General features: G+C 70.9%; 8 protein-coding genes. All 8 read left to right on the forward strand.

Translation table 11 applies throughout. From position 1 onward, the window contains the following. The first annotated feature begins 115 nt into the window (after positions 1-115). On the forward strand, positions 116-793 hold the full coding sequence (locus CNQ36_RS27655; protein ID WP_004922754.1) for a GntR family transcriptional regulator: 678 nt from the start codon (positions 116-118) through the stop codon (positions 791-793). A gap of 219 nt (positions 794-1,012) precedes the next feature. Then, complete coding sequence (locus CNQ36_RS27660; RefSeq protein WP_040905660.1) at positions 1,013-2,194, forward strand: ROK family protein; 1,182 nt, start codon at positions 1,013-1,015, stop codon at positions 2,192-2,194. Positions 2,195-2,380: 186 nt separating this feature from the next. Continuing rightward, complete coding sequence (locus tag CNQ36_RS27665) at positions 2,381-3,898, forward strand: sugar ABC transporter ATP-binding protein (RefSeq protein WP_121547986.1); 1,518 nt, start codon at positions 2,381-2,383, stop codon at positions 3,896-3,898. Then, the gene (locus CNQ36_RS27670) at positions 3,895-4,914 is read left to right on the forward strand and encodes an ABC transporter permease (protein ID WP_004922749.1); all 1,020 of its coding nucleotides are present in this window, start codon (positions 3,895-3,897) and stop codon (positions 4,912-4,914) included. The genes CNQ36_RS27665 and CNQ36_RS27670 overlap by 4 nt, the downstream gene beginning before the upstream one ends. 17 nt (positions 4,915-4,931) lie before the next feature. Then, positions 4,932-5,972, forward strand: coding sequence for a substrate-binding domain-containing protein (locus CNQ36_RS27675; RefSeq protein WP_121547987.1), 1,041 nt, complete (start codon positions 4,932-4,934; stop codon positions 5,970-5,972). Positions 5,973-6,052: 80 nt separating this feature from the next. Next, positions 6,053-7,261: a Gfo/Idh/MocA family protein gene (locus CNQ36_RS27680; protein ID WP_163013380.1), complete on the forward strand. Its 1,209-nt coding sequence runs from the start codon at positions 6,053-6,055 to the stop codon at positions 7,259-7,261. A 15-nt stretch (positions 7,262-7,276) separates the two neighbouring features. Continuing rightward, entirely contained in the window at positions 7,277-8,275 is a 999-nt protein-coding gene (locus CNQ36_RS27685) for a sugar phosphate isomerase/epimerase family protein (RefSeq protein WP_004922743.1), read from the forward strand. Between the two features lie 271 nt (positions 8,276-8,546). Further along, positions 8,547-12,260, forward strand: coding sequence for a ThuA domain-containing protein (locus CNQ36_RS27690; RefSeq protein WP_121547989.1), 3,714 nt, complete (start codon positions 8,547-8,549; stop codon positions 12,258-12,260). Positions 12,261-12,336 lie beyond the last annotated feature (76 nt).

Here is a 12,336-nt window from a genome sequence, read left to right on the forward strand (position 1 = left end):
CCCCGGTTCCCTGGTATTCGTGCGCCGTAGACTGTAGACGAAAGACAATCACTACTGGCGCGCGGTGCACCGGCGTACACGGCGGTGCGCGCAGTCGCCGAGGAGGGGGACCGCGATGTTGCCGACCGGACTGCCCCAGGGTGCCGTGCCCAGGCTCGAACGGCCCGGCCCGCTGCGCGACCGGGTCTACGAGGCACTGCTCGAACTCATCACCACCCGCGCCCTGCGGCCGGGGCAGCACCTCGTGGAGAGCGAGCTCGCCGGCCATCTGGGCGTCTCCCGCCAGCCGGTGCGGGAGGCGCTGCAGCGGCTCAACACCGAGGGCTGGGTCGATCTGCGGCCCGCGCAGGGCGCGTTCGTGCACGAGCCGACGGAGGAGGAGGCCGACCAGCTCCTCACCGTGCGCACGCTGCTGGAGGCGGAGGCGGCCCGGCTGGCCGCGGGCAACGCCGACGCCGCGGGAGTCGAGGCACTGGAGAAGATCCTGGCCGAGGGGCTCGCGGCGGTCGACGCGGACGACGTGGACGCCGCCGTCGTCCTCAACGCCCGCTTCCACGCCAAGGTCATGGAGCTGGCCGGCAACGCGGTGCTCGCCGAACTCGCCGCCCAGGTCGACCGGAGGGTGCGCTGGTACTACACGCCCGTGGCCCGGCAGCGCGGCGGGCAGTCCTGGGTCGAGCACCGGGAGCTGATCGCGGCCATCGCGGCCCACGACGGGCAACTGGCCACCCGGCTGATGCGCGAACACACCGAGCACACCCGGCGTTCGTACCACGCGCGCGTGACGTCCTGACCGGACCGGACCGCCCGCTTTCACCCCTTCTCCACCCATTCGCCGGGCACCGCGCGGGCTTCTTTGTCCTGTGAGTGGAAAAAGTAGGGGCCAATTCCTGCGCGACTTCTTCCCACCTCCGGCAGGCGCTGCTACTTTCCCATTCGAAAGCACGCCACACACGTGGCCGGAATCCGGCGCGCACAGGCCGGCAGAGGCGGGGAGGGGCTCGTGAGACGCATGACAGCGCGACCCGCGAACGCCCATCAGGCGCGACTGCTCAGGCTGTTGCGTGATGGAGGACCCAACTCCCGTGCCCAGCTGGGCGACCAGGTCGACCTCTCCCGGTCGAAGCTGGCCGTGGAGGTGGACCGGCTGCTGGAGACGGAACTCGTCGTGGCCGACGGACTCGCCGCCTCGCGCGGCGGCCGGCGCTCCCACAACATCCGTCTCAACCCGCATCTGAGGTTCCTCGGCGTCGACATCGGCGCGACCTCGGTCGACGTCGCCGTCACCAACGCCGAGCTGGAGATCCTCGGGCACATCAACCAGCCCATGGACGTACGCGAGGGGCCGGTCGCGGTCTTCGAGCAGGTGCTGTCCATGGCGGCGAAGCTGAGGGCCTCGGGGCTCGCGGAGGGGTTCGACGGCGCCGGCATCGGCGTCCCGGGCCCCGTCCGCTTCCCCGAGGGCATCCCGGTGGCTCCGCCGATCATGCCCGGCTGGGACGGCTTCCCCGTGCGGGAGGCGCTCAGCCAGGACCTCGGCTGCCCGGTCATGGTCGACAACGACGTGAACCTGATGGCCATGGGGGAGCAGCACGCGGGCGTCGCCCGCACCGTCGCCGACTTCCTCTGCGTCAAGATCGGTACCGGCATCGGCTGCGGCATCGTCGTCGGCGGAGAGGTCTACCGCGGCACGACGGGCAGCGCGGGCGACATCGGGCACATCCAGGCCGTGCCCGACGGCCGTCCGTGCGCCTGCGGCAACCGGGGCTGCCTGGAGGCGCACTTCTCCGGCGCGGCCCTCGCCAGGGACGCGACGGAGGCCGCCGAGCAGCGGCTCTCCACCGAACTCGCGAACCGGCTGGAGGCACACGGCACGCTCAGCGCCGTCGACGTCTCCGCCGCCGCGGCGGCCGGTGACGCCACCGCCCTCGACCTGATCCGTGAGGGCGGCAACCACACCGGCCAGGTCATCGCCGGCCTGGTCAGCTTCTTCAACCCCGGCCTGGTGGTGATCGGCGGCGGGGTGACCGGCCTCGGCCACACCCTGCTCGCCGCCATCCGCACCCAGGTCTACCGCGGCTCGCTGCCCCTCGCCACGGGCAACCTGCCCATCGTGCTCGGGGAGTTGGGACCCACCGCCGGAGTCATCGGCGCGGCCCGGCTCATCAGCGACCACCTGTTCTCACCCGCGTAAGCAGCTCCACCGCGTTCCACCGCACCTGCTCCACCGCGCGTCCGCACCACCGTCCGTGCCCCGTCACCGGAACAGCCCACCCGCTCCAGGCATCGCCACCGCCCTGCTCCGCCCTGCCTGAAAACGCTTGCCCCGCGAGGGGAACGCCCTGACACCGGCCCCGCACGCCCGCCGAGGGGAATCCGCATGGCACCACAACCACCGCTGCTCAGCATGTCCGGCATCACCAAGTCGTTCCCCGGAGTCCGGGCCCTGGACGGCGTCGACCTGGACGTCCAGGCCGGCGAGGTGCACTGCCTGCTCGGCCAGAACGGCGCAGGCAAGTCCACCCTGATCAAGGTGCTGGCCGGCGCCCACCAGCCCGACACCGGCACCATCCGCTGGCGCGGCGAGGACGTCACCCTGCGCTCGCCGATCGCCGCCATGCGCCTCGGCATCGCCACCATCTACCAGGAACTCGACCTGGTGGAGCACCTGTCGGTCGCCGAGAACGTCCACCTGGGCCACGAGCCGACCGCCGCCGGCTTCGTCGTCCGCAAGGGCACGGCCAAGGCGTCGACGGCCCGGCTGCTCGAACGGCTCGGACACCCCGAGATCGACCCCGCCCGGCTGGTCGGTGAACTCTCCGCGGCGCACCAGCAGATCGTGTCCATGGCCCGGGCGCTCTCCCACGACGTACGGCTCATCGTGATGGACGAGCCGTCCGCCGCCCTCGACCCGGACGAGGTCGACAACCTCTTCCGCATCGTCGGCGACCTCACCGCCGACGGGGTAGCCGTCGTCTACATCTCGCACCGCCTGGAGGAGATCCGGCGCATCGGCGACCGGGTGACCGTGCTGAAGGACGGACGGGCCGTGGCCGGCGGACTGCCCGCGAAGTCGACGCCCACCCATGAGGTGGTCGCGCTGATGACGGGACGCAACGTCGAGTACGTCTTCCCGCAGCGGCCCGCCACCGCCCCCGCGGGCGAACCGGTGCTGACCGTCGAAGGGCTGTCGCGCGCCGGGGAGTTCGCCCCGCTCGACCTTGAGGTGCGCCCCGGGGAGATCGTCGGACTCGCCGGACTGGTCGGCTCGGGACGCTCCGAGATCCTGGAGACCGTCTACGGCGCCCGCAAGCCCGACACCGGCCGGGTCCTCGTCGACGGGCGTCCCCTGAAGCCGGGCAGCGTACGGGCCGCCGTGCGCGCCGGACTCGGCCTCGCCCCCGAGGAACGCAAGGCGCAGGCCCTGCTCATGCTGGAGTCCGTCACCCGCAACGTGTCGGTCTCCTCCATGTCCCGCTTCGCCAGGGCCGGCTGGATCGACCGCGGCGCCGAACTGGGGGCGGCGCGCGCGGCGGTCCGCGAACTGTCCCTGCGGCCCGACAACCCGGACGTGCCCGTGCGTACCCTGTCCGGCGGCAACCAGCAGAAGGCCGTGCTCGCGCGCTGGCTGCTGCGCGGCTGCCGGGTGCTGCTCCTGGACGAACCCACCCGCGGCGTCGACGTCGGCGCCCGCGCCGAACTGTACGCGGTCGTCCGCCGGCTGGCGGACGAAGGCCTCGCGGTGCTGCTGGTCTCCAGCGAGGTGCCCGAGGTGCTCGGCCTCGCCGACCGCGTCCTGGTGCTGCGCGAGGGGAGCGTCGTCCACACCGCGCCCGCCCGCGAACTCGACGAACACCGTGTACTCGACCTGGTCATGGAAGGAAGCCCGGCGTCATGACGCAGCCCGTCTCCCCGCCGCGGGACAGCACCGACAAGGTGCCGTCGGCCGCCGAAACGCCCGCCTGGCGCGCCGTGTTGTTCCGCGCCGACGTCCGCACGCTGTCACTGCTCGGCGTGCTCGCCGCACTGATCCTCATCGGCGGCATCACCAAACCGGACCAGTTCCTGGACACCCGCAACCTGCAGCTCGTCCTCACCCAGGCCTCCGTCATCGGGGTCGTCACCGTCGGCATGACCTTCGTCATCATCTCCGGCGGCATCGACCTGTCGGTCGGCGCGATCGTCGCCCTCGCCTCGGTGTGGGCCACCACCGTCGCCACCCAGGAGTACGGCTTCGGCGGCATCCTCCTCACCGCCGTCCTCGTCGGACTGGGCTGCGGGCTGGTCAACGGGGTGCTCATCGCGTACGGCGGGATGGTCCCGTTCATCGCCACCCTCGCCATGCTCGCCTCCGCCCGCGGTCTCGCCCTGCAGATCACCGACGGGCGGACGCAGATCGTCACCGTCGACGGCGTCCTCGACCTCGGTGAGCGCGACTCCTACGTGCTCGGCATCCCGCCGCTGGTCCTGGTGTTCGCCGCGGTCACCGTCATCGGCTGGCTGGTCCTCAACCGGACCACCTTCGGCCGCCGCAGCGTCGCCGTCGGCGGCAACGCGGAGGCCGCCCGGCTCGCCGGCATCGACGTACGCCGCCAGCGGCTCTACCTCTACCTGCTGTCCGGGCTGTGCTGCGGCATCGCCGCCTTCCTGCTGATCGTCCTGGCCGGCTCCGGCCAGAACACCAACGGCAACCTCTACGAACTCGACGCCATCGCCGCCGCGATCATCGGCGGCACGCTCCTCACCGGAGGCCGCGGCACCATCGTCGGCTCCGTCCTCGGCGTCCTGATCTTCACCACGATCACCAACATCTTCGCCCTGAACAACCTGCAGAGCGACGTCCAGCAGATCGCCAAGGGCGCGATCATCGTCGCCGCCGTGCTGGTCCAGCGCCGTACCGCGAGCACGACCTGAAGAAGGGGTTCACCGCCATGCCAGAGTTCACCAGCCGCAGAGGTCTGCTCTTCGGAGCGGCCGCCGTGTCCGCCGGCGCCCTCGTCACCGGTTGCACCAGCAACGAGTCGAGCGACGACAAGCCGGCCGCCAACGACCAGCCCGCCGCCGACGACAAGCCCGGCAAGCCGGTCACCATCGGCTTCGCCGGACCGCAGGCCGACCACGGCTGGCTCAACGCCATCAACGACAACGCCAAGAAGCGGGCGGAGAAGTACTCCGACGTCACCCTGGAGATCACCGAGGGCTCCAACGACACCGCCCAGCAGATCGGCCAGATCGAGACCCTCATCAACAAGAAGGTCGACGTCCTGGTCATCCTCCCCGCCGACGGCAAGGCGCTCACCCAGGTCGGCCTGAAGGCGATGCGGGCCGGCATCCCCGTGGTCAACCTCGACCGGATCTTCAACACCCCGCAGGCGTACCGCTGCTGGGTCGGCGGCGACAACTACGGCATGGGCCTCAACGCCGGCCACTACATCGGCGAGAAGCTCAAGGACAAGCCGAACGCCAAGGTCGTCGAACTGGCCGGACTGGACAACCTGGAGCTGACCAAGCAGCGCAGCCAGGGCTTCGACGACGCGCTGAAGAACTACCCCAACATCAAGAAGGTGGCCCGCCAGGCCGCCGAGTTCACCGTCGAGTCCGGCCAGGCCAAGACGGCCCAGCTGCTCCAGGCGCAGTCGCAGATCGACGCGCTGTGGAACCACGACGACGACCAGGGCGTGGGCGCGCTGCGCGCCATCGAGCAGGCCGGGCGCGACGAGTTCCTGATGGTGGGCGGAGCGGGCGCGCTCTCCGCCTTCCAGGCCATCAAGGCCGACAACGGTGTCCTGAAGGCCACCGTCCTGTACCCGCCGACCATGGCGGCATCCGCGATCGACCTCGCCCGCGCCCTCGGCCAGGGCAAGGGCGTCGGCGGCCTCGCCGAGTTCGAGATCCCCTCGTCGGTGACCTGCTACTCGGCCGTCGTCGACAAGGACAACGTGGACCAGTACATGTCCACCGGCTTCAAGTGAGGAGCCCCGCCCCACGGGCCTGACCAGCCCCCCGGGCGGGGTCCACCCCCGCCCGCCACGACGACGAGGAGGACATCCGAATGGCACAGCCGCAAGCGTCCGAAGGGGCTCCGACGGGGAAGCCACCGCTGCGCATCGGCATGGTGGGCTACGCCTTCATGGGCGCCGCCCACTCCCAGGGCTGGCGCACCGCGGGCCGCGTCTTCGACCTGCCGCTGAGCCCCGAACTGGCCGTGATCTGCGGCCGGGACGCCGACGCCGTGCGCGCGGCGGCCGGCCGGTACGGCTGGGCGGAGACCGAGACCGACTGGCGCGCCCTGGTCGAACGGGACGACGTCGACCTCGTCGACATCTGCACCCCCGGCGACAGCCACGCCGAGATCGCGCTCGCCGCGCTCGCCGCGGGCAAGCACGTGCTGTGCGAGAAGCCCCTCGCCAACACCGTGGAGGAGGCCGAGGCGATGGCCCGTGCCGCCGAAGCGGCGGCGGCGCACGGCCGGCTGGCGATGGTCGGCTTCAACTACCGCCGGGTCCCCGCGACCGCGCTGGCCCGGCGCATGGTGGGGGAGGGCCGGATCGGGCGGCTGCGGCACGTGCGGGTCGCGTACCTGCAGGACTGGCTGGTGGACCCGGAGTTCCCGCTGACCTGGCGGCTGCGCCGCGAGCAGGCCGGCTCCGGTTCGCTCGGCGACCTCGGCGCGCACATCGTCGACCTGGCGCAGTACCTGGCCGGGGAACGGCTCGCGGGCGTCTCCGCGATCACCGAGACGTTCGTACGGGAGCGGCCGCTGCCCTCCGCGCCCAGCAGCGGCCTGGCCGCCGTCTCGACGGCCGGGACCGGACAGGTCACCGTCGACGACGCCGCCCTGTTCACCGGGCGGTTCACCTCCGGCGCCCTCGCCTCCTTCGAGGCCACCCGGTACGCCACCGGACGCAAGAACGCCCTGCGCATCGAGCTCAACGGCGAGCGCGGCTCGCTCGCCTTCGACCTGGAGCGGCTCAACGAGCTGGAGTACCACGACGGCACCGAGCCCGGCACCCACGCCGGCTTCCGCCGGATCCTGGTCACCGAACCCGACCATCCCTACCTCGAGGGCTGGTGGCCGCCCGGCCACGGCCTCGGCTACGAGCACACCTTCGTCCACCAGGCCCGCGACCTGGTGCACGCGGTGGCCGAGGGACGGGGCCCCGAACCCTCCTTCGCCGACGGACTCCAGGTGCAGCGCGTCCTGGCCGCGGTGGAGGAGAGCGCCGAGAAGAACTCCGTCTACACACCGATCGCCGCCTGAGAGGGACGGATACGGATGCCGCGCAACTTCACCCTGTTCACCGGCCAGTGGGCGGACCTGCCGCTGGAGGAGGTCTGCCGACTCGCCCGCGACTTCGGCTACGACGGCCTCGAACTCGCATGCTGGGGCGACCACTTCGAGGTGGACAAAGCCCTGGCCGACCCGTCCTACGTGGCCGGCCGCCACCAGCTCCTGGAGAAGTACGGCCTCAAGTGCTGGGCGATCTCCAACCACCTGGTCGGTCAGGCGGTCTGCGACGCCATCATCGACGAACGCCACCGGGCCATCCTGCCCGACCGCATCTGGGGCGACGGCGAGGCCGAGGGCGTACGGCAGCGGGCCGCCGCCGAGATCAAGGACACCGCGCGCGCCGCGGCCCTGCTCGGCGTCGACACCGTCATCGGCTTCACCGGCTCCGCCATCTGGCACCTGGTCGCCATGTTCCCGCCCGCCCCCGAGGCGATGATCGAGCGCGGCTACGAGGACTTCGCCGAGCGGTGGAACCCCATCCTCGACGTCTTCGACGCCGAGGGCGTGCGGTTCGCCCACGAGGTGCACCCCAGCGAGATCGCCTACGACTACTGGACGACCGTACGCGCCCTGGAGGCGGTCGGCCGCCGGCCGGCCTTCGGCCTCAACTTCGACCCCTCCCACTTCGTCTGGCAGGACCTGGACCCGGTCGGCTTCCTGTGGGACTTCCGCGACCGGATCTACCACGTCGACTGCAAGGAGGCCCGCAGGCGCCTCGACGGCCGCAACGGCCGCCTCGGCTCCCACCTGCCGTGGGGCGACCCGCGGCGCGGCTGGGACTTCGTCTCCGCCGGCCACGGCGACGTCCCCTGGGAGGACGTCTTCCGCATGCTGCGCTCCATCGACTACGGGGGCCCCGTCTCCGTCGAGTGGGAGGACGCCGGCATGGACCGGCTCCAGGGCGCCCCCGAGGCCCTCACCCGCCTCAAGGCGTTCGACTTCGAGCCGCCCAGCGCGTCCTTCGACGCCGCGTTCAACAGCTGAACCGCAGCACCCGGCGGCAGGCCGGGAACGGGGACCGGCGCAGCCGCCGGTCCCCGGGTCCCACCTGCCCGTATCCCGCTTTGTCCTGAGTTGGGAAAAAGTTCAACCGGTCCCGCTCCAAGGGGTGTTCGCCCCGGAAGAACGCGGTTACCGTCCCTGAAGTGTTCAGGACACCCACGCCTCCGGGGTGACGGCGCACCCCGGCGCCCGCACGCACCGCACGTCTCCGCACCCGATCCGTACGGCACCACCCCGTTCCCGGAGGGACTTCGTGCACAGAAGCAAACTCACGTCCACCACCCCCACGAGGCGTCCCAGACTTCGCACCCCGCTCGCCCTGCTCACCGGCCTGCTGCTGGCCGTGGGCACCCCGGCCACCGTCGCCGGCGCCCACCCCGGCCATCCGGAGCACGACGAACCGGCCGCCGCCGAAGGGCAGTTCCAGCAGGTACCGCTCGCCAAGGGCGAGCCCGAGATGGGCGAGCCGATGTCGCTCGCTGTGCTCCCGGACCGCAGCGTCCTGCACACCTCGCGCGACGGCACACTGCGCCTCACCGACCAGGGCGGCGTCACCAAGGTCGCCGGCAGGCTCGACGTCTACAGCCACGACGAGGAGGGCCTGCAGGGCGTCGGCGTCGACCCGGACTTCGAGAACAACCGGGCGATCTACCTCTACTACGCCCCGCCGCTCGACACCCCCGCGGGCGACGCCCCGGAGACCGGCACCGCCGAGGACTTCGCGAAGTTCGACGGCGTCAACCGCCTCTCCCGGTTCGTCCTCAACGCCAACGGCACGCTGGACACCGCCAGCGAGAAGAAGGTCCTGGACGTCGCGGCCTCCCGCGGCACCTGCTGCCACGTCGGCGGCGACATCGACTTCGACGCCGAGGGCAACCTCTACCTGTCCACCGGCGACGACACCAACCCCTTCTCCTCCGACGGCTACACGCCGATCGACGACCGGCCGAACCGCAACCCGGCCTTCGACGCCCGCCGCAGCTCCGGCAACACCAACGACCTGCGCGGCAAGATCCTGCGCGTCAAGGTCGCCGAGGACGGCTCCTACACCGTCCCGGAGGGCAACCTCTTCGCCCCGGGCACCGAGAAGACCCGCCCCGAGATCTACGCGATGGGCTTCCGCAACCCGTTCCGGATGAGCGTCGACGAAGAGACCGGCACCGTGTACGTCGGTGACTACGGCCCCGACGCCGGAGCCGCCGACCCGAACCGTGGTCCGGCGGGACAGGTCGAGTTCGCCAAGGTGACCGAGGCCGCCAACTTCGGCTGGCCGTTCTGCACCGGCGACAACGACGCCTACACCGACTACGACTTCGCCACCGGCGCCTCCGGCGAGAAGTTCGACTGCGCCGCCCCGAAGAACACCTCCCCGCACAACACCGGTCTCGTCGACCTGCCGCCCGCGCAGGCCGCCTGGATCCCCTACGACGGCGGCTCCGTGCCCGAGTTCGGCTCCGGCTCCGAGTCCCCGATGGCCGGCCCGGTCTACCGCTACGACCCCGACCTCGACTCCTCGGTGAAGTTCCCCGAGGCGTACGACGGCGACTTCTTCGCGGGTGAGTTCGGCCGCCGCTGGATCAAGCGCATCGAGCAGAACGGCGACGGCACGGTCGCGAAGATCAACGACTTCCCGTGGACCGGCACCCAGATCATGGACATGGACTTCGGCCCCGACGGCGCGCTCTACGTCCTCGACTACGGTGTCTCCTGGTTCCAGGGCGACGAGAACTCCGCGCTGTACCGGATCGAGAACGCCGAGGACGGCTTCTCCCCGATCGCCGAGGTCGGCGCGGACAAGACCTCCGGCGCCGCCGGACTGAAGGTCAAGTTCATCGCCACCGCCAAGGACGCCGACTCCCCGGACCTCACCTACGGCTGGGACTTCGGCGACGGCACCAAGGGCGAGGGACTCACCCCCACCCACACGTACAAGAAGGTCGGCACCTACACCGCGACCTTCACCGCGAAGGACCCCGAGGGCAACACCGGCAACGCCAGCGTCCGGATCGTCGTCGGTAACACCGAGCCCAAGGTGAAAATCGACGTCCCCGGCAACGGCAGCCTCGCCGCCTTCGGCGAGCCCGTCCCGTTCAAGGTGACCGTCACCGACCCCGAGGAGAAGATCGACTGCTCCAGGGTCAAGGTCGCCTACAGCCTCGGCCACGACTCCCACGCCCACGAACTGACCAGTGAGACGGGCTGCGAGGGCACCCTCAAGCCGCCCGCCGGCGACGGCGGTCACGACCCCAACGCCAACATCTACGGTGTCGTCGGCGCCAGTTACACCGACGGCGGGGCGAACGGCCAGGAGGCACTGACCGGCACCGCCCGCACCGTGCTCCAGCCGCTGCACCGCCAGGCCGAGCACTTCTCCGCCCAGCAGGGCGTGTCAGTGATCGACAAGACCGGCGCCAACGGCGGCAAGACCGTCGGCGACATCAACGACGGCGACTGGATCTCCTTCAGCCCCTACAGGTTCGACGGGCAGAAGAAGATGACCGTCCGCGCCTCCTCCGGCGGCGCCGGCGGCTTCATCGAGCTGCGCACCGGCTCGCCCGAGGGCAAGCTGCACGGCTCGGCGTACATCCCGCCGACCGGCGGCTGGGAGACGTTCCAGGACGTCGACGTGCCGCTGCGGTCGCTGCCGAAGGGCAGCACGGAGATCTACCTGGTCTTCCGGGGCGGCGACGGCGCGCTGTACGACGTGGACGACTTCGAGTTCTCCAAGGAGCCGTTCAAGGCCGGCAAGAAGGTCCTGGTCTTCTCCAAGACGGCCGGCTTCCGCCACGACTCCATCCCGCAGGGCGTCGCCGCGCTGAAGGAACTCGGCGCCCCGGCCGGCATCTCGGTCACCGCGTCCGAGGAGGCCGGACAGTTCACCACGGCCAACCTCGCCAAGTACGACGCGGTGGCCTTTCTCTCCACCACCGGTGACGTCCTCAACGCCGACCAGCAGAAGGCGTTCGAGAACTACGTCAAGAACGGCGGCGGCTACATGGGAATCCACGCCGCCGCCGACACCGAGTACGACTGGGAGTTCTACGGCGGCCTCGTCGGCGCCTACTTCGACTCGCACCCGGCCATCCAGAAGGCCACCGTGCGCGTCCACGACCACGACCACCCCTCCACCGCGCACCTGGACGACGCCTGGGAGCGCACCGACGAGTGGTACAACTACCGCACCAACCCGCGTGAGCAGGCCAAGGTCCTCGCCACCCTCGACGAGACCACGTACCAGGGCGGCTCCATGAAGGGCGACCACCCGATCGCCTGGTGCCAGAGCTACGGCGGCGGCCGCTCCTTCTACACCGGCGGAGGCCACACCAAGGAGTCGTACGCCGACGAGGCCTTCCGCACCCATCTGCTCGGCGGCCTGCAGTACGCCACCGGCCAGGTGAAGGCGGACTGCAAGCCGGCCAAGGGCTACCGGGACATCTTCAACGGCAAGACCCTGGACGGCTGGAAGCAGGCCGGCCCCGGCAAGTTCAACGTCAAGGACGGCACCCTGGAGTCCGAGGGCGGCATGGGCCTGCTCTGGTACCAGGCCAAGGAGCTGAAGTCGTACTCCCTCAAGCTCGACTGGAAGATGCGGGGCGACGACAACTCCGGAGTCTTCGTCGGCTTCCCGGCCTCCGACGACCCCTGGTCCGCGGTGAACAAGGGCTACGAGATCCAGATCGACGCCACGGACGCGGCCGACCGCACCACGGGCTCCGTCTACTCGTTCAAGTCAGCCAACATCAAGGCCCGTGACCAGGTGCTGCGTCCGCCCGGCCAGTGGAACTCCTACGAGATCAAGGTCAAGGGCGAACGCCTCCAGGTGTTCCTCAACGGAGTCAAGATCAACGACTTCACCAACAAGGACCCCGAGCGGAGCCTGACCGACGGCTACATCGGCCTGCAGAACCACGGCGCCGGCGACCAGGTCTCCTTCCGGAACATCCAGCTGAAGGAACTGCCCTCCTAAGGGCCACCCGAACGGCGGCGGGCGGAGGACGCCGGACCTCCGCCCGCCGCCCCGCCGGGCCCCCGGGCCCGGCACC

Origin of the sequence: Streptomyces fungicidicus, assembly GCF_003665435.1 — a bacterium.
In the GTDB taxonomy this organism is placed as follows: Bacteria; Actinomycetota; Actinomycetes; order Streptomycetales; family Streptomycetaceae; genus Streptomyces; species Streptomyces fungicidicus.

Coding starts and splice junctions, on each gene's coding strand:
- CNQ36_RS27670 (WP_004922749.1), top strand. CDS start 3,895: ATGACGCAGCCCGTCTCCCCGCCGCGGGACAGCACCGACAAGGTGCCG.
- CNQ36_RS27660 (WP_040905660.1), top strand. CDS start 1,013: ATGACAGCGCGACCCGCGAACGCCCATCAGGCGCGACTGCTCAGGCTG.
- CNQ36_RS27675 (WP_121547987.1), top strand. CDS start 4,932: ATGCCAGAGTTCACCAGCCGCAGAGGTCTGCTCTTCGGAGCGGCCGCC.
- CNQ36_RS27655 (WP_004922754.1), top strand. CDS start 116: ATGTTGCCGACCGGACTGCCCCAGGGTGCCGTGCCCAGGCTCGAACGG.
- CNQ36_RS27685 (WP_004922743.1), top strand. CDS start 7,277: ATGCCGCGCAACTTCACCCTGTTCACCGGCCAGTGGGCGGACCTGCCG.
- CNQ36_RS27665 (WP_121547986.1), top strand. CDS start 2,381: ATGGCACCACAACCACCGCTGCTCAGCATGTCCGGCATCACCAAGTCG.
- CNQ36_RS27680 (WP_163013380.1), top strand. CDS start 6,053: ATGGCACAGCCGCAAGCGTCCGAAGGGGCTCCGACGGGGAAGCCACCG.